Here is an 18,090-nt window from a genome sequence, read left to right as displayed (position 1 = left end):
CTACACTCATCCTGTAAACCGAACGGCACGAGGGGGATACATGCTGCGTATAGCGACCATCGGCACATCCATGATCACCGACGACTTTATCCAAGTCGTCAACGCCAACGACCAAGCCGTGTTTGTGGGCACGCTTTCACGCGATGCCAATCGCGGTGCTGCCTTTACCGCCGAGCGCGATGGCGAGCGAAACTTTACCTCACTCGATGAGCTTGCGGCAGCCGCCGACGTCGACGCCGTCTATATCGGCAGCCCCAACGCACTTCACTACGAGCAGGCCCTTGCCTGCATCGCCGGTGGCAAGCACGTCATCGTCGAGAAGCCCTTCTGCGCCACCGAAGCGCAGGCGCTGGAAGTCTTCCGCGCTGCCGAGGCAGCAGGTGTCGTGGCCCTCGAGGCCATGCGTCCCCTCCACGATCCCGCCTTCCACGCCATCGAGGACGCCCTGGGCGAGATCGCCCCCATCCGCCGCGCCTCATTGCGCTTTGGCAAATATTCCTCGCGCTACAACGAGATTCTCGCGGGACGCGCCACCAATATCTTCGACTGCAATATGGCATCGGGTTCCCTCATGGACATTGGCGTCTACACCGTCGAGCCCATGGTCGAGATTTTCGGCATGCCCTCCGGCCTTACGAGCATGATTACTCTGCTCGACCCCACCACGCGACAGCTCACGCACGGCCCCATCGACGGCTGCGGATCCATCCTCGCCAGCTACGGCGGTGGCCGTATCTCCGTCGAGCTCGCGCACTCCAAAATTACGAATGACCTGCTGCCCTCGCAGATCGAAGGCGAGCGTGGCACTATCCAGATCGATCATCTGTCCACGCCCCGCAACGTCCGCATCGACTACCGCGGCGACGTCGTACGTGGCTCGGCGACCGAGGCACCGCGCGAACAGGGCGACAACGGCCGCGTGCTCGACCTGCCCGAATCGAGCAACACTATGGAATACGAACTCACAGACTTTATCAGCGCCATCGGCGGCATCGATAACGTTAAGGAAGAGATTTGGGAGACCCCGGCGGGACGCCACGAGCTTGGCCACTACCGCGATGTCACGCTCGTCTCACTGCGCATCATGGATGCCGTGCGCCAGCAGGCCGGCATAACCTTCCCGGCCGATGCAGGCAAGCAGGCATAGCGATGGGTCTCTTCGATACGTTCTTCTCCAGCGTCACCGGTGGCAGTCGAGAGCCTCAAAAACCATCAAACGTCGAGCTCGAGCTGCGCCGCAGGCTTACTGTGCTCGCAAGCGACGAGGCCACTCAAGACGCTCCCCTGCGCTATTTCCTGCGCTGGGAGGGGCAAGTCCAGGGCGTCGGTTTTCGCTTTACCAACACCAACCTCGCGCAGGCACGCGCACTCACCGGCTGGGTGCGCAACATGGAAGACGGCTCAGTCGAGATGGAGATACAGGGGGCTCCGGCAAACATCCTATCTCATCTCGAGGCGCTTCATGCCTCCTACGAGCGCATGGGAACGCGTTTTCGCCTCGTAGACGCCCAGACCCGAGCCCCACTTGCCAATGAAGACGGTTTCATTCCTCGTTATTAGTATTGTGTGCTAAATACGGTATCATTTACCTACGACCGTTGATAGAAAAGAGGCGAGGCGCATGGCGGTGCAAAGAAGGAATACCAAGCAGCGAAAGCTGGTTCTCGACGCCGTGCGCCAAAGCTATAACCATCCCACCGCCGACGAAATTTACAACGTCGTGCGCGCGCAGGATGACAAAATCAGCCGTGGTACGGTCTACCGCAATCTCAATCTCTTGGCCGACGCCGGCGAGATCCTCTCCATCAAGACGCCGGGCGGCAGCCGCTTCGATCGCACGATCGAGCCGCACGCACATATCATCTGCACCTCGTGCAGCCGCGTCATCGACGTACCGCTCCCCTTCGATGCCCAGCTCGACGCCAAGGCATCCGAGCAAATCGGCTGGCACGTCACATCGCACTACACCATCTTCGAGGGTCTCTGCCCCGACTGCCGGTAGATGTTTGGGACATGCCTACACAGCAAGTAGACGACGCAGTTCTTCTTCGACCGTGCGCGCGTAGCGGACGCGGTCGTTGATGCCGCGCATGCTGGGGTTGCAGCTCTCCATCAGATAGGGATGGCCCACCACGTTGAGCATGTCACGATCGTTCTCATTGTCGCCAAACGCCATCATCTCATCGGGCGAAATCCCCAGGGCGTGACCGTAATCGGCAAGCGCGGAGCCCTTGCCCGAATCGAAACCGATAAAGTCCGTCCATTCGGTTCCCGATGTCATGACATCGACTCGATCGCTAAAGTGGCGCTCGAAATACTCCAGCGCCGCCTGCTGCTCCGCCTCGGGCGTCTGGAAGGCAATCTTAATGACGTCCTCGTCGATGTCTTCGGGACGGTCGACTACCGCCACATCGCAGTGGACCTCATAACGCAGGTGGTCAACAAACGCATCGTTGCCGCCCATGGTGTAGAGGTGCCCCTCACACGAAAGGGTCACGTCGGCATGGGGATACGCAACCACGGCATTCGCGATATCCATAGCAAGGCTACGCTCCATGGAACGCTTGACAACGGCACGCCCCTCGCTCATCACCAGGGCTCCGTTTTCGCATACATAGGCGAGTTCATCGGCCACCGGGGCAAACAGGTAGCGCAAGCTCGCATATTGACGGCCGCTCGCCGGCATAAACACAATGCCGCGACGATGCAGCTCATCAATGAGCTCAAAGGCCTCGGAACGCGGCTCGCGCTCCCCCGGATGCAGCAACGTGCCGTCCAAATCGCATGCAATCAGCTTGATTCCCTCAAGACCCATATGCTTTCCCCCAAAGCCTCCTATCAACAGCAAGACGGACTTTGATTGGTCGCCCCTCAAAGCCCGTCTTGCGCATACGCGCGCTTAGCCGCGCGTCTTTTTTACGATGGTAAAGTCGGGAGCCATGCTCACGACGACCTCCGCCGCACTCGACTCAAAGCGCCGGGCCGCATCGAGTTCACGGGTAACCACCGAGAGCCGAACACTCTCGACACCCCGGAGCTTACGGCCCAAAACAGGCTGCACCGGCGTATACATGCGCACGGTATGCTCGTCCGAGTCGCCCCGGAAGAGCGGCGCATGCATGTTGCCGATCTCCCAGCACGCATGCGCGAGCGCAATCGGATCCATGCGGTCGACTTCGACCAAATAAACCTCGGCGCTGCGCAGGCGCACGACAACCGCCACGGGCACCATGCCCGAACGGTCAATGGCGAGCACGTCGCCATCGGCAAGACGACCGCCGTCGGTAGCATCCAGCCGAACATCAATCGTGCGCCCCAGCTCCGTCACGCCCACAAACGCGCATACATCGGCCTGGTCCCAATCGAGCAGCAGCTCGTCAACTTCAAAGACGCCGCCCAACTTCCGGCGAAGCAGGAGTTCATAGGACGGATCGTTGAGATTTCCCAAGCATGTCGTCGAAACCAGGCGTTCAGGCATACTCTAACCCTCGACCTCGACGAGCTCGATATCAAAGTTGAGGTCCTTGCCGGCCAACTCGTGGTTGGCGTCGAGCGTCACAGCCTCGGGCGTCACGTCAATGACGACGGCGGGAACGGGCATGCCGCTCGGCGTGGACAGGAAGAGCTTCATGCCCTTCTCGATCTGCTCGATGTTGGGAACCTGCTCGGCCGGGAAGGTCAGAACCATCTCGGGATTGTGCTCGCCGTAGGCATCGGCAGCAGGAATGTGCACGGTCTTCTTCTCGCCCACCTGCATGTCGACAACAGCGGCGTCGAAGCCCTTGATCATCTGGCCGGCGCCGCAGGTGAACTCCAGCGGCTCGCCGCGATCGTAGGAGCTATCGAACTGCGTGCCGTCGTCGAGCGTGCCGCGATAATGAGTCTTGACCTTCTTGCCCTGGTTGGACATGGTAACCTCCGTGATAAGGGCGGCGCACAACGCGGGCCGCCGTGAACATATGGCGCTAACTATACCCTAGTCATACAATTCAAGGACAGTTTGCAAAGAAACGCTGCAACCGGAGGAACCATGGCATATCCCGTATTTGACCTACACTGCGACACCGCCGACCGCATCGGCTGGGCCACGCTCGATCTCGACCTGCGCTTTACCGCCGGCACCGACGGTTATTTCCCCGGCGACGAAACGCATCCGCAAGATTTCGACCTCATCGAGGGCAACGCCTGCGCCATCTCGCTCGCAAAGATCGGCAACACGCCGTGGGCACAGTGCTTCGCCACGTTTGTCCCCGACGAGATTCCCACCGCCCACGCCGCGCGCTTCCAGGCGCAGATCATGGCACACATGAGCGGCCAAGCAATGCTCAACCACGACCGCATGGTCAACGTACGCAACGCCGCAGACATTCGCCCCGCGCTCAAAGACGGCAAGGTCGCCTGCATCCACACCATCGAAAACGCCACGTTCTTTGCCGAGGACCCCGCGCTGATCGAGGTGCTCAAGAGCCTGGGCGTACTCATGTCGTCACTCAGCTGGAATGCGCAGGGACCGCTCGCGAGCGGCCACGACACCCACGCCGGTCTCACCGCCGCCGGTATCGAGGCGCTTACGCAGATGGAGCACGCCGGCATGGTGCTCGACGTCTCCCACCTCAACGATGAGTGCTTTGACGAGGTTGTCGCCCATGCCACGCGCCCCTTCGTCGCCAGCCACTCCAACTCCCGTGCGGTTTGCGGCGTCAAACGCAACCTTACCGACGACCAGTTCCGCACCATTCGCGACATGGGTGGCATCGTCGGCCTCAACTACTGCAGCGAGTTCCTTTCCAACGACGCAACCGACGAAACCGCCGCAGACGTCACCTTCGACCAGCTGGCGGCACATATCGAGCACTGGCTCGACCTGGGCGGCGAAGATGTCATCGCACTCGGCGGCGACTGGGACGGCGCCAAGGTACCCGACTTCCTCTCTGATGCCAGCAAGATGCCCGAATTCCAGAACATGCTCTCCAAGCACTTTGGCAAGACCGTGATGCAGAAGCTCTGCAGCGACAACGCGCTCGCCTTCTTCGAGCGCTATTAAGAGCGCAATTAATTTCGCATCCCTTGAGCGGGCCGGCATGCCGAGCGGTCGACATGCCGGCCCGTCCCCAATCTGAAGGATCACATTTGACGCAGCAATTTACGATTTCCGTACCCCGACCGGATGGAACGCTCATCCCCGTCGTCGTTACCAAAAAGCGCGTCAAGAACTTTAACCTACGCGTCACATCGAGCGGCGAGGTCCACGCCAGCGCACCGCTCGGCGCCAGCCACGAGCGCATCGAAGCGTTTGTGAAGCGCAACAGCGCCTGGATTATCAGCCGACTTGCCCAACGTGAGCAACGTCAGGCGACAGCGCGAGAGCCGCTCAGCCCCTCGTCCATCATTGCACTTTGGGGCAAGCCCATCACGGTACAGGACGCACTCGATCACAACTTTGCATCGCCCGCACCGCGACCCAAGCAGGCCACCTTCGCAAGTTTTATGGGTACCGACGAATCGGACGAAAGCCCACAGGCCAAGCGGCGCGCAATCCTCGACGGCCTAACGTCCGACGAGCTCCAAGCCCACATCGACCAGCTCTACGCGTCCGAGGTCACCGCAGCGCTACGCGACATCGTGCACGCGTACGAAATCGCAATGGGCGTCACCGTGGCCCGCGTCTCCGTGCGCAGCATGAAAACGCGTTGGGGCTCCTGCACACCCAAAACCGGCGCCATTCGCATCGCGCGCGAGCTCGCCGCCTACCCTGTCGAATGCCTCGACATGGTTGTCGCCCACGAGCTCGTCCATCTGCTCGAGCCGAGCCACAATCAGCGCTTTCACGCCCTGCTCGACACGTACTGTCCCAACAATAGAGCACTGTCTCAGCGGCTCAAGCAGCCACCCCTCAACAAGCTCTAGCGTCGACTAGCGCACGCGCTCGATCTCGACGCCGCAGCTTGCCAGGGGCAGGCCAACAGGAGCCCACGGCTTATCGAGCTTTATGCGCACACCAAGCAGCGAGGGATAACGGCGCAGCAGCATCTGGGCTGTCCCCTCGGCTGCCGCCTCGATGAGCTTAAACGTATGCTCGCGCAGATAGCCATCGACATCGTGGCACACCGAGCCGTAGTCAATCGAGGCGTCCAGGTTATCGTGCTCCCCCGCCGCGCGCAGGTCGGCATAGAGCACCAGAGAAACGATGAACTTCTGACCCAGCGCGTTCTCCTCGGGATACACGCCATGGTTGGCAAAAACCTCCAGGCCGTCAATGACAATACGATCGGCATGGCGCAAATCGTCATAGCTCACGTGAGGCACCGCCGTTGCGGTGGATATTTCGCCCCTTCCACGGCGGGCGAGCTCGGCGCCTTCGGTCTTGGTTGCATTCTCGGGCAGTTTCTTGTTACTCAACGCGATCGTCTCCTTCGTTTAGAACCCCGACCGCGCAAACTAACTACACGCGAATCGACAGGTTCTTTTTATCATCGCTCCAGTTGCAAGCGTTGCGCGCGGGGCATGCAAAGCAGGCACGCGACGCTTTGTCGGCTGCATAGAGCAGACGCTCAAGCGGTTGGCTGTTCACGCGCAGCTTTCGATGGCCCAGAATGGCCGTCTTAATGGCTGCGGCATCGGCCGGCTCAAACGCCACGTCATCGGGCATGCCGCCGAGAATCGCATCAGCGACGCGTTCGCTTGCAACATCATGGGATATACCCGATTCATACTGTTCATCTTTGCCGATATCGTGAAGAAGTGCCGTGGCGTAGATGACCTCGCGGTCAAATTCGAGCTGCTCCTCGAGATTCTTGATCCACATAATGCGAGCGACATCGAGCAGATGGTCAATACCGTGGCGGCAGAAGATGCGCCCCGATTCCAACTGTGCAATGTTGCCCAGGTGCCGCCGGAACAGCCCGTTGGTACAAATGTAATCAATGCGAGGCATGGCGCCAAAGGGGGCCAGGCCCGAAGCCATAAAGCCGCGACGCGACGTCCCCTCATCGGTCTTCGATGTAAAGTCGTTGACGACTCTCATGGTTAACGGTCCAGCATCCTAAAGAAACGCTCCTCGAGCGCGGGATCGGTCTCAAAGACGCCGCGGCGAGCGAGCGTCACGGTCTTGGTGCCGGGCTTTTGCACGCCACGCATCGTCATGCACATATGCTCGGCCTCCATCAACACAATCGCTCCCTGGGGAGCGAGATACTCCATGAGGGCATCGGCAACCTGCGCACACAGCTGCTCCTGCAGCTGCAGACGGCGGGCATAAACCTCAACCGTGCGAGCAAGCTTGGAAAGCCCGGCCACCCGACCGTTAGGGATATAACCAATGGCGGCCTTGCCATAAAACGGCAGCAGATGATGTTCGCACAGCGAGTAGAACGTGATGTCGCGCTCGATAACCAAATCGTTCGAAGCGACGGCAAAGGTTTTGGACAGGTGCTCCTCGGCACTCTGGTCCACACCGCCGGCGATCTCGCCATACATACGGGCAACGCGCGCCGGGGTCTCCAGCAGGCCCTCACGAGTTGGATCCTCGCCTATGCCCTCAAGCAACAGCTTAATGGCGGCCTCGACTTTTTCCTGATCGACCATCTGGGCCTCACTTTTCCGATTTCACGTTCGCGCTATGGTACCACGCCCTCCGGCATCGACCACAAGCTACATAGTATGGGTCGAATAGACCGGATCATCGCGCCAAAGTTCAACCGCATCACAAAGCGCAACGCCCTCGCGCTCAGCACGGGCGCGCGTAGCGTTCATATCGATCACGCGCTGGTTGCTCGAGCCCCTAAAGCGCAGCGTGATATCGTACAGGTCCTGAACAAACGGGCCGTCCACCAACATGTCGAGGCAGGCAAGAATGCGGTCCGTCACCTCGGTATGATGACGACCACCCGGCATAAGCTCCTCGAGCACGTCACCGGTAAAGCACCAAATGGTCTTCCCCGACCCCACTGGATAGGCCGCGCGAACACGCTCGACAAACTCAACGAGCCCCGCCTGATTCTCGGGCTCCATGGGCTCGCCGCCCAGAATCGTCAGACCATCGATAAAGGGATGATCGAGACTCTTGATAATCTTGTCCTCGACGGCACGATCGAACGGCTCACCCGCAGCAAAGTCCCACGCAACAGAGTTAAAGCAATTCTTGCACCCACGACGGCACCCGCTTACAAACAGAGAAGTACGAACGCCTTCTCCATCAGCAATGTCGAAATACTTAATGTTCGCGTAGTTCATAGGTAACCTTCCTGGGGGTCTGGAGTATATCATCCCGTCCTCAAACATTCTCGGCCTTCGGCCTGCGAAACTGCGGGCGGGACGATATACTCCAGACCCCTCGCGAGCGATACTCAATGAACTCAGCGAACATCGAGTATAGGGTTCGAGGTCCAATAAAAACAATGCTGCAGCTCAACCGTTATCGCAAGCAGACCGTTGTCGCAGGTCAACTCATTTCCGCTAAGAACTTCGAGGAGTGAGCAGACCGCGTACTGCATCTCAGCTACGTCAACTTGGCTGCCCCGTAGCGAGGCCCCGGACCTTTGCTCGATATGAGTTCCGCACGAACAGGAGGCGCCAGTGGCGCCTCCGTCGTGAGCCAGGACTGTCCGAAATAGCGAGTAAAGGTCCGGGGCCTCGCTACAGGGCAGCCTGGGATGGTTATTAGAGATGCAGCACGCGGTCGCGGATCTCCTCGGTTCGACCCTGGTTCCAGAACTGGGTACCGATGTAGCCGCACGTACGACGAGCGACGTTCATTTTCTCCTGGTCGCGGTTGCCGCAGTTGGGGCACTCCCACACCAGCTTGCCATCGTCCTCAACAATCTTGATCTCGCCATCGTAGCCGCACACCTGGCAGTAGTCGCTCTTGGTGTTGAGCTCGGCGTACATGATGTTGTCGTAGATGTACTGCATCACGCGAATGACAGCCTTGAGGTTGTCCTGCATGTTGGGAACCTCAACGTAAGAGATAGCACCGCCCGGCGAAAGCTGCTGGAACATGCCCTCAAACTTAAGCTTATCGAAGGCATCGATCTCCTCGGACACGTGGACGTGATAGCTGTTGGTAATGTAGCCCTTGTCCGTCACGCCCGGGATAATACCAAAACGGCGCTGCAGGCACTTGGCGAACTTGTAGGTCGTCGACTCCAACGGCGTACCGTACAGCGAGAAATCGATATCGCTTTCGGCCTTCCATTCCGCGCACTTGTCGTTCATGCGCTGCATGACGGCCATGGCAAACGGCGTGCCTTCCTTCTCGGTGTGGCTGTGGCCCGTCATGTACTTGACGCACTCATACAGGCCGGCATAGCCAAGGCTGATGGTAGAGTATCCGCCCACGAGCAACTTATCGATCGTCTCGCCCTTCTTCAGACGCGCTAGGGCACCGTACTGCCAAAGAATCGGCGCGGCATCCGAAAGCGTGCCCATCAGGCGCTCATGACGGCACAGCAGAGCACGGTGGCACAGCTCAAGGCGCTCGTCGAAGATCTTCCAGAACTTGTCCATGTCCTGATGCGAGCTCAGCGCGACATCGGGCAGGTTGATGGTCACAACACCCTGGTTAAAGCGGCCATAGTACTTGGGTTTGGTCGGGTCATAGTTCAGCGCGTTGGCGACATTGTTAAAGCCGTTGCCCGAGCGGTCGGGCGTCAAGAAGCTGCGGCAACCCATGCAGGTGTAGCAATCGCCGTTGCCGGCGGTCTCGCCCTTCGACAGCTTGAGCTCGCGCATCTTCTTCTCGGAGATGTAGTCGGGCACCATGCGCTTGGCGGTGCACTTGGCAGCCAGCTGGGTCAGGTAGAAGTACGGGGAATTCTCGTGAACGTTATCGTCCTCGAGTACATAGATAAGCTTGGGGAATGCCGGGGTAATCCACACACCGGCTTCGTTCTTAACGCCTTCATAGCGTTGACGAAGCGTCTCCTCCACGATCATGGCAAGGTCGTGCTTCTCCTGGGGCGTACGGGCCTCATTGAGATACATAAAGACCGTCACGAACGGCGCCTGGCCATTGGTGGTCATAAGGGTCACGACCTGATACTGAATCGTCTGGACGCCGCGACGGATCTCGTCACGCAGACGGTCCTCAACGACCTCACGGACCTTTTCGGCAGATGCCGAAACACCGAGCTCCTCGAGCTCGCGGGCAACCTCGCCGCGAATCTTTTGACGGCTCACCTCAACAAAGGGGGCGAGATGGGTCAGCGAAATAGACTGGCCGCCGTACTGGGAGGAAGCAACCTGGGCGATAATCTGCGTCGCGATGTTGCAGGCAGTCGAGAAGCTATGCGGCTTCTCGATCAGCGTGCCCGAGATAACGGTGCCGTTCTGGAGCATATCCTCCAGGTTCACCAGGTCGCAGTTATGCATGTGCTGGGCAAAGTAGTCGGAATCGTGGAAGTGGATCAGGCCCTCGTTGTGGGCATCCACGATCTCCTGGGGCAGCAGCACGCGCTGAGTCAGGTCCTTGGAAATCTCGCCGGCCATGTAGTCGCGCTGAACGGAGTTGACGGTCGGGTTCTTGTTAGAGTTCTCCTGCTTGACCTCTTCGTTATTGCACTCGATCAACGACAGGATCTTGTCATCGGTCGTGTTCTTCTGGCGCTTCAGGCTCTGAACATAGCGATAGATGATGTAGTGGCGGGCGACCTCGTAGCAGTCGAGACGCATGATCTCGTCCTCGACCAAATCCTGGATCTCCTCGACCGAAACGGTGTGGCCCGCGTTCTCGCATGCCTCGGCGACGTTTTGCGCCGCATAAACCACCTGGCGGTCGGTTAGACGAGAGCTCTCCTCGACCTCCAAGTTTGCGGCGCGAATCGCATTGACGATCTTATCGATGTCAAAGACAACCTCGGTGCCGCTGCGCTTGATGATCTTCATCCTCTTGCCTCTTTCGCGTCGTAGTCTCATTGCGCTTCAGAGCCAAACGATGCCCGGCAGGGCTTGCCCCTGTCTTGCGGCGCCGTCGCGCAATCTGTGTTCTCGATAAACCATAGGTCCTCATGCGGACAATCCTCGCGGCCGATCAAGCGGCTCAAAGATCTATCCAAATGGGGCAAATAAGGTCCTCGTTCTCTGTCCGCCATCTATCATACGACAAAGAGGCATCTATATCCTGTATTCTTTTTTTAGTTCAAACACAACATATAGTGTTTCAGCAGGTCAAAGCAATTGGTCATTTTGCAGACGCATTAATTATGAGGGGTTCTTGGCAAGTCGGTAAAACGTTACCAACACGGCTACCTGCATGGCAGTTATAAAACCCCCTTAGTCAAGCCGCTGACAAATCCTACCAAAACCAAGCCGCTCACGCCAAAAGAATCCAAAAGATTATGCTTGACCAACATATTGCGGTCGTGCCTTGCCGAGCCCCATGTAACCGCGGCACGAATCCTTGAAAGATATGTGTATGCAAACAGAGAAGATGAGAGTTTTCTCGGATGACTACTGAGAAGCATCCCAGAAGATCAAAAAACTCGAAATTTGGTGACGTATTTGGCGACCCATTTGGCGAGCAAAACAAAACAGCTCAGAGGCTAAGCCTCTGAGCTGCGAACATTTGGTGGGCGTTAGAAGATTTGAACTTCTGACCTCTTCCGTGTCAGGGAAGCGCTCTCCCCCTGAGCTAAACGCCCAAATGGAGCGGACAACGGGGCTCGAACCCGCGACCCCAACCTTGGCAAGGTTGTGCTCTACCAACTGAGCCATGTCCGCCTGCGAGGATTTAATATACGGGATAATCCACCCAAATGCAAGAACTTTTTTTGAAAAGTTTTGCGACACCCTCGCGAACCTCGCGAAGACATCAGCCACCACGGAAAGCGCAGGCAAACGCAAACTCGCCGCAAGAGGCCCCTACAACTCAGCGAGCATGATCCAGGCAGAACTGTCCTGCGCGAGCTTGCCGTCTGCAAGCGGTGATGAGGTGAGCAGGACCCTGCCCGCCGGCAGCTCCACGGGTGCTGCACCGAAGTTCGTCACACACGCCCAGCCGTTGTCACGGCGATAGGCGATGACGCCGCCCTCAGCGCCCTCGGCACCATCCGCAAGGCCGGTGCGCCCGTCAAGATCGAGCCACTTAAGATCGTTGGCGCGCCCGCGCAGCTTGCGCCGCAGCCAGAGGGCGTCACGATAGAGCGCAAGCATCGATGTCGGGTCCGCTTCTTCCCTATCGGCAGCGTAATCGGAAAACCATGCAGGCTGCGGCAGATGGGGCGCCGCATCGGCGTCCGCCGGTGAAAACCCAAACGATCCGCCCTGCACGGGATCGTCCGCTGCCACCCACGGCAGGGGCACACGGCAGCCGTCGCGCCCCTTCTCGCGCTTCGGTCCGTGCGTATTGGTCGCAGTAGGATCTTCGAGTGCGACCCACGGGATATCGGCCACCTCAAAAAGGCCGAGCTCCTCACCCTGATACACGTATGCCGAGCCCGGAAGCGCCAGCTCAAGCAAAAGGGCCGCCCGCGCGCGGCGCTCACCGAGTTCACGGCCCTCGTCATAAGACGACCCGTCGCGTAAGAGCCAGTCGAGCGCAATCTGATGGTAGCGCGTCGCCTTGATTTGCGGCAGGGCATAGCGTGTCGCCACGCGCGGCACGTCGTGGTTGGAGAGTACCCAGGTCGAGGCAGAATTGGATTCGATAGCCGCCTTCAAGCCCTTCTCGATTGCAGCGTGCATGTCATCATAGGTCCAAGTGGCCTTGGCGAACTCAAAGTTGAATGTCTGGCCAAGCTCGCTGGGGCGTGCGTAGAGATACTGGCGCTCGGGCAGAACCCACGCCTCGGCAACGGCGCTGCGCGGCGGATCATAACGGTCGAACACGCGGCGCCACTCGCGATAGATCTCATGGACCTCGTTGCGGTCCCACAGCGGATGGGTGCCGTCCTCAACCATGTCATCGCCCTCGGCGAGATGCCACCGGTCGAGGTCATCGCGGTCGAGATCCTTGGCGAGACCGTGCGCCACATCAATGCGAAAGCCATCGACGCCTCGATCGCTCCAAAACGCCAGGACGTCGCAAAAGAACGCATGAACCTCGGGACACGACCAGTCAAAGTCCGGCTGCTCGGGCGTAAACATGTGCAGATACCACTGACCGTCCGCGACGCGCGTCCAGGCGGGGCCGCCAAAGTTGGCATTCCAATTGGTGGGAGGCAGCTCGCCGTGCTCGCCGCGACCATCGCGGAAGATATAACGGGCGCGCTCGGGTGATCCGGGGCCGGCGGCAAGAGCGGCTTTGAACCAGGGGTGCTGATTGGACGAATGGTTGGGCACGATGTCGACGATGACCTTGATGCCGCGCGCGTGAGCCGCGGCGATCATGTCATCGAAGTCGTCAAGCGAGCCGAGACGTTGGTCGACATCGCAGTAGTCCGCCACGTCATAGCCGCCATCGACAAGAGGCGATGGGTAAAACGGGCTCAGCCAGATGGCCTCGATACCCAGCCGCTCAAGATAGTCCATCTGCTGGGTAATGCCCGCGATATCGCCCAAACCCGAACCAGTCGAGTCCTTAAACGAGCGCGGGTAAATCTGATAGATCGCGGCATCGGACATCCATGAGCGCGAGGAGGACTTTTCTGTAGCCATGGGGTGTGTCTCCCTTGCAACGAGGTTTTGTGAGATGCCCACGATGATACGCCCAAAGCTGACATTCACGGCAATCAACGCCGCAGCCACGCCCCAAACGCTCGCCCCCTCTCGGGCTCGAGCCTCCTGGGACAAATCGATCGATTAGTGAAAAGAACGGAAGACTTACTCCCCCGGCCACGATAGCGAGCGGGCTCCGGGTGCCCCAGGTTGCCGCGAAAGAGGAGGGAAGCGTACTTTATGTACGCGACCGACGATTGAGGGGCAAGATGGGGTGCCCGGGGCCCGCGCAGCGTCAACAAAAAACGCGGTTCGTTAGAACCGCGTAAGATAGTTGGAGCGGACAACGGGGCGTCCGCGTATCCGCTTCGCGGATCCGCACCGGCTTCGGTCGCCTGTCGGCGTCCTCGCCAGCTCGCTACAAACGCTCCGCGTTTGCTTAACGCTCGCTCCCTCTCGGGTTCGAGCCCATACGATGGGTACGAAAAAGCCCGGCTACCGTAGTAGTCGGGCTGTTGCGTTTGGAGCGGACAACGGGGCTCGAACCCGCGACCCCAACCTTGGCAAGGTTGTGCTCTACCAACTGAGCCATGTCCGCATATGTAAAACAAAACGGGCGCCGGAGCGCCCGGATGTTGCCTGGAGGCGAAGCCCGGATTCGAACCGGGGGTAAAGGCTTTGCAGGCCTCTGCCTTACCACTTGGCCACTTCGCCGAAAAAGGACCGCTTGAGACGGTCCGGAAATGCAATGGAGCGGACAACGGGGCTCGAACCCGCGACCCCAACCTTGGCAAGGTTGTGCTCTACCAACTGAGCCATGTCCGCTTGCGGGTTATTAATTTACGCGAGTTGCCCAAAAGACGCAAGTACTTTTTTCAAAAAAGTTGTTCGCCACATGCTCTTGGCAGATATACATGCCAAAACGATTTACTAGGCGCACGATTCCAATGTTCCGCTAAACAGCTTTACCATCCGAACGCGCGTACCGGCACCATCAGTACGACGGGCAACCTCCACGTTGTCGACTAACATGCGCATGAGCTTGATCCCACGCCCGCGCTCCTCAGTCGTAACCGGTTCACTCGACCCGTCAATCGAATAGCCCGCCCCACGGTCGACAACCTCAATCACGACACGATCGCCATAGGCCTGAACCGTCAGGATGCATCCGATACCGCCCGCATGGTCATACGCGTTGCCCAGCGCCTCGCCCGATGCCAACGCGACGTCATAGCGCTCATCCCGCCTCAGGGGAAGCGGTTCGAGTAGCTCGGCAATACGATGACGATAGTATGGAAGGTTCTCGATACCCTGGCGCACCTCGACACTCTTGCTCCAGCGAGGCAATTCCCCCACCGGAATGGCAGGAATCGACTCCCGAGCGAAGCCCGCAACATGGAGGATGTCGACAAGTCGGGCAATCTCCAAAAAGCGGATGACCTCATCGGAGGCGTTAACGAGCGAAAGCAGGCCCTCTCGCCTCATGAGTTCTCTGGCACGTGTAAGCAAAAACGCCAAACCCGTCGAGTCGATAAAGCCCACGGCCTGGCAATTGATGACAACGCGACGAACGCCCCGGTCGATCAAATTGTCCAACCGTCGGCGCAGCACGGGCACCGAGGCGATGTCGACATCACCCGGTGGCGTCAAAACCGCTATGTCATTCCACTCATTCATACGACCATGGTTCCCCAAAAAAGCCCACTCGATGCATTCATTTCCCCAACCGTGCGGATTCAACCCGCCCAGCGTCGTCTATGAACGACCCCGTAAAAACTCAAGGGACACCAATGCAATGTCATCGTCCAGCGCCGAATCGGTAAATCGGTCAAGCTCGCCCAAGACCTTGCCGCAAATGCCCGATACGCCCTCACCCGAGACAGAGAGCAGAAGGTCGCGAAGGCGCTGTTCGCCAAAGAAAGCACCAGAGCGATCGCGCGCTTCGATCGTTCCGTCGGTATACATAAAGAGCATGTCACCAGGAGCGAACGTAAAGACGCCCGTCTCGTACACCATGCTCTCAAAGGCACCGATCACGCCCGATTGGCACCCAAGGAGCTCCACTTCTCCCCCTCGGGTTTCTCCGCCGCCAAGCGGCTTCGACGACGGTCTGATGACCATAGTGGGAGGATGTCCCGCAGAGCAATAGGTAGCGCGCCCGGCTTTAAGGTCAATCTTAGCGATAAAGGCCGTCACGAACGTCTCGACCCTCGAAAAGCCCATGAGCATGCTATTGAGCGAGCGGGCCATGCGGGCAGGCCCCGCACCCTCCCAGGCATAGGCCGTCAGCGCCGTCTTGACGAGTGCAGACATGGATGCCGCCTCGATGCCCTTGCCGGACACATCGCCCAGGATCATGACGGCGCAATCGTCGGGAAGACGGATGAGCGTATAGAAGTCACCGCCGACCAGCGCCGAATTCGTTGCCGATAGGTACACCGAATCGGCGGCGATTCCCGGAACGTCACCAAGCGAATTTCTCATGCCGATCTGAAGCGTCTGAGCGATATGACGCTCCTCGCGCTTTTGAGACTCACCCTCATAGATGAGCTCAAAATCGTGGGCCAAATGCACCATGTAGTCGTACTCAAGGTCATCGATTGGCTCCTGGCTGCCATCGCGGAGCAGCAAAAAACGCGTCGTCGGTCCCTTGGCGACATCAGCGTGAACGATCGCATCGTTGTTTCGCTTGTCATCCGTCTCCGAGCGATAGCGCCCCGCCTCGATACCGGAGTCGACGTACAGTCCCTGACACGGCAGGCCGTGTGCTCTCAGCCATGCACCCATAGGCGTGGATTCATCCACGCGCGTTAGGCGCACGTGCTTGAGATCGTCAGCACTCGTCCCGCCCAGCACCGACGTCTCGAACCCATCGGAAGCTGATCCCAGGCGCGCTGCCGGCGTCGTGACAGAAAAGAAGAGCGACTCCGGATCGCCCGGCAACGCTACGCGACTGCCGCCCTCAAAATCGATGACATAGGTTTCGAGACCCGCATCATACTCCACGGGGCAAAAATGACAGTTGAGCACAGCGCAAATTTCCGACGATACCGCGCGCGAAGCGACGACGGGATCATCAAGATAGGTAAAAAGCTCATCGCGCAGCACGTTGAGCGAACGACCAAGTTCTGCCGTGCGGCGCGAACGTAAGCTCGACGCCATGCCGACCATCTGAATAGACAGGTAATCGCAGATGACCTCGAGCACGTTAAGGTCATAGGCAAGTGGCGCCTGTGGACGTTTCCAACCGACCTCCAACACACCGAGCACCTGCGTGCCGTAAAACACGGGAAGACAGATCTCGCTGCGATACGGAGGCATATCCTGCACGCGCAGCAAGTGCTTGGAACGATTGTCCAAATCCATGAACATACCCGAAGCAACCCGGTCGCCCTCAAGGTCCTGCTGGATCGACAGACGACAGGCACGCGACTCACGAAGCACGTAGGTCGGAATGCCCGCGCCGTACGGCATAAATTCGGGAAGGTAGCTATCATGCAGCTCCTTGGAAACACCGCGGAGTTTAAAACCGCCGCTCTCAGAAAAATAAATCGCAGCTCCAGAGGCATCGAGCGTTCCGACGAGCTGATTCAAAACGGTATCGAGCAAGCTGGGGAGCTCATCGGAGCCCACGGTACTCATAATGACCGAAAGGGTACCCGAAAGGCGTTTATTCGCCACCCTAAGCTCCGATAGTGCACGTTTGAGCTGACGATCGTGGGAATACTGCTCTTCGATGCTGTGAAGCGCCACCAGGACGCGCGGCGCGCGGCGTCCAAAGATACGCGGAGGCGTAACGGAACCTGCGCGAACCAAGACGGGAATAAAGGATCCGTCGCTCAGCTTGAGCATCAGCTCGCTCTCGCAGCCATCGGTCTCAAACGGCAGACGATGTTCGGTCGCGCGCTCAAAGGCAGACGAGTACAGAACGTCCTTAACATCACCGTTGATGACGTCAGCGCGCTCCTCGCACATCAGATCGAGCAAACGATTATTCACATGCAGGATGGTTCCGTCGAGCTCACAAATGATGACAGCATCGCTCGTGATCTCGACCAGTTGGGCAACGTCTGCCCACTCGTTGCGCTCAAGCGTTTCCATCGTGGACCTCACCGTCTATCGGTAACAAAAAAGCCTCCGAAGAGGCTTCTCAAATGCGATGGTGTCGGAGGCGGGACTTGAACCCGCATGACCAAAAAGCGGTCACTAGCACCTCAAGCTAGCGCGTCTGCCAATTCCGCCACTCCGACATGCTATGTTGTTGATTCGCAGTTCGTTTTGTTGGACCCGCGCGTTCAACGAGGAAGATAATAACCTATGATTCGAGAACTGTGCAAGCACTTTTTTCAAAAAAGTTTACGAATTTGTAAATGCGCAGGTAGATCCGTATGCCCGGCCCCGAATCGGTGTTGCCTCCCGGCGCGTCCTCGGGCATGGGCGATATTTTGCTACGCACTTCGTGCTGCAAAATATCGCTCCCCCTGCGGAATGCGCCGGGAG

At 58.8% G+C, this 18,090-nt stretch carries 17 protein-coding genes and 6 tRNA genes; 5 read left to right on the top strand and 18 right to left on the bottom strand.

Going from position 1 to position 18,090, the window contains the following annotated elements; translation table 11 throughout:
- The first annotated feature begins 40 nt into the window (after window positions 1-40).
- The 3 genes from DW796_RS05465 (at window position 41) to DW796_RS05455 (ending at window position 2,002) form a co-directional block, all read left to right on the top strand.
- Window positions 41-1,147, top strand: coding sequence for a Gfo/Idh/MocA family protein (locus DW796_RS05465; RefSeq protein WP_118094504.1), 1,107 nt, complete (start codon window positions 41-43; stop codon window positions 1,145-1,147).
- Window positions 1,148-1,149: 2 nt separating this feature from the next.
- Entirely contained in the window at window positions 1,150-1,560 is a 411-nt protein-coding gene (locus DW796_RS05460) for an acylphosphatase (RefSeq protein ID WP_117564442.1), read from the top strand.
- Between the two features lie 61 nt (window positions 1,561-1,621).
- A complete protein-coding gene (locus DW796_RS05455) occupies window positions 1,622-2,002 on the top strand; it encodes a Fur family transcriptional regulator (protein WP_099431458.1) in 381 nt (126 codons plus the stop codon).
- Window positions 2,003-2,017: 15 nt separating this feature from the next.
- Here DW796_RS05455 and DW796_RS05450 read toward each other — a convergent pair whose 3' ends face one another.
- The 3 genes from DW796_RS05450 to DW796_RS05440 form a co-directional block, all read right to left on the bottom strand.
- Window positions 2,018-2,815 carry an HAD-IIB family hydrolase gene (locus DW796_RS05450; protein WP_118094503.1) on the bottom strand — a complete coding sequence of 266 codons (798 nt, stop codon included), beginning with the start codon at window positions 2,813-2,815 and terminating at the stop codon, window positions 2,018-2,020.
- 84 nt (window positions 2,816-2,899) lie between these two features.
- On the bottom strand, window positions 2,900-3,478 hold the full coding sequence (locus tag DW796_RS05445) for an urease accessory protein UreE (RefSeq protein WP_118094502.1): 579 nt from the start codon (window positions 3,476-3,478) through the stop codon (window positions 2,900-2,902).
- A gap of 3 nt (window positions 3,479-3,481) precedes the next feature.
- Window positions 3,482-3,910, bottom strand: a complete 429-nt coding sequence (locus tag DW796_RS05440; RefSeq protein ID WP_035138874.1) for a peptidylprolyl isomerase — start codon at window positions 3,908-3,910, stop codon at window positions 3,482-3,484.
- A 120-nt stretch (window positions 3,911-4,030) separates the two neighbouring features.
- Between DW796_RS05440 and DW796_RS05435 the strand changes: the two genes are divergently transcribed.
- Entirely contained in the window at window positions 4,031-5,044 is a 1,014-nt protein-coding gene (locus DW796_RS05435) for a dipeptidase (protein ID WP_117716537.1), read from the top strand.
- A gap of 86 nt (window positions 5,045-5,130) precedes the next feature.
- On the top strand, window positions 5,131-5,907 hold the full coding sequence (locus DW796_RS05430; protein WP_158551976.1) for a M48 family metallopeptidase: 777 nt from the start codon (window positions 5,131-5,133) through the stop codon (window positions 5,905-5,907).
- A gap of 6 nt (window positions 5,908-5,913) precedes the next feature.
- Here the strand turns inward: DW796_RS05430 and folB are convergent, their stop codons facing one another.
- From folB to DW796_RS10630, 15 genes are all read right to left on the bottom strand, one after another.
- Window positions 5,914-6,399: a dihydroneopterin aldolase gene (gene folB / locus DW796_RS05425; protein ID WP_055251396.1), complete on the bottom strand. Its 486-nt coding sequence runs from the start codon at window positions 6,397-6,399 to the stop codon at window positions 5,914-5,916.
- 43 nt (window positions 6,400-6,442) lie between these two features.
- The gene (locus DW796_RS05420; RefSeq protein WP_187362376.1) at window positions 6,443-7,024 is read right to left on the bottom strand and encodes an HD domain-containing protein; all 582 of its coding nucleotides are present in this window, start codon (window positions 7,022-7,024) and stop codon (window positions 6,443-6,445) included.
- A gap of 2 nt (window positions 7,025-7,026) precedes the next feature.
- Window positions 7,027-7,584 (bottom strand): GTP cyclohydrolase I FolE, encoded by a 558-nt coding sequence (gene folE / locus DW796_RS05415; protein ID WP_117564447.1) that lies wholly within the window; start codon window positions 7,582-7,584, stop codon window positions 7,027-7,029.
- A gap of 66 nt (window positions 7,585-7,650) precedes the next feature.
- On the bottom strand, window positions 7,651-8,232 hold the full coding sequence (nrdG, locus tag DW796_RS05410) for an anaerobic ribonucleoside-triphosphate reductase activating protein (RefSeq protein ID WP_117564448.1): 582 nt from the start codon (window positions 8,230-8,232) through the stop codon (window positions 7,651-7,653).
- A 426-nt stretch (window positions 8,233-8,658) separates the two neighbouring features.
- Window positions 8,659-10,881, bottom strand: coding sequence for an anaerobic ribonucleoside-triphosphate reductase (gene nrdD / locus DW796_RS05405; RefSeq protein WP_117583876.1), 2,223 nt, complete (start codon window positions 10,879-10,881; stop codon window positions 8,659-8,661).
- 680 nt (window positions 10,882-11,561) lie between these two features.
- Window positions 11,562-11,636 (bottom strand) — tRNA-Val (locus DW796_RS05400).
- A 3-nt stretch (window positions 11,637-11,639) separates the two neighbouring features.
- Window positions 11,640-11,715: transfer RNA gene (locus tag DW796_RS05395), tRNA-Gly, on the bottom strand.
- Window positions 11,716-11,856: 141 nt separating this feature from the next.
- The gene (locus DW796_RS05390; RefSeq protein WP_233539675.1) at window positions 11,857-13,590 is read right to left on the bottom strand and encodes a glycoside hydrolase family 13 protein; all 1,734 of its coding nucleotides are present in this window, start codon (window positions 13,588-13,590) and stop codon (window positions 11,857-11,859) included.
- A 522-nt stretch (window positions 13,591-14,112) separates the two neighbouring features.
- Window positions 14,113-14,188, bottom strand: a tRNA-Gly gene (locus tag DW796_RS05385).
- Window positions 14,189-14,230: 42 nt separating this feature from the next.
- Window positions 14,231-14,304: transfer RNA gene (locus DW796_RS05380), tRNA-Cys, on the bottom strand.
- 35 nt (window positions 14,305-14,339) lie between these two features.
- A tRNA-Gly gene (locus tag DW796_RS05375) sits at window positions 14,340-14,415 on the bottom strand.
- A 105-nt stretch (window positions 14,416-14,520) separates the two neighbouring features.
- Complete coding sequence (locus DW796_RS05370) at window positions 14,521-15,267, bottom strand: anti-sigma factor antagonist (protein ID WP_118094501.1); 747 nt, start codon at window positions 15,265-15,267, stop codon at window positions 14,521-14,523.
- Between the two features lie 78 nt (window positions 15,268-15,345).
- Window positions 15,346-17,691, bottom strand: a complete 2,346-nt coding sequence (locus DW796_RS05365) for a SpoIIE family protein phosphatase (protein ID WP_118094500.1) — start codon at window positions 17,689-17,691, stop codon at window positions 15,346-15,348.
- Between the two features lie 59 nt (window positions 17,692-17,750).
- Window positions 17,751-17,840, bottom strand: a tRNA-Leu gene (locus tag DW796_RS05360).
- 65 nt (window positions 17,841-17,905) lie between these two features.
- Window positions 17,906-18,090: hypothetical protein (locus DW796_RS10630; RefSeq protein WP_222847473.1), on the bottom strand; the 185-nt coding region annotated here is incomplete at its 5' end.

Source organism: Collinsella sp. AM31-2AC, assembly GCF_003469285.1.
Classification (GTDB): Bacteria; Actinomycetota; Coriobacteriia; order Coriobacteriales; family Coriobacteriaceae; genus Collinsella; species Collinsella aerofaciens_AT.
This window is presented reverse-complemented; position numbering and strand designations above follow the sequence as displayed.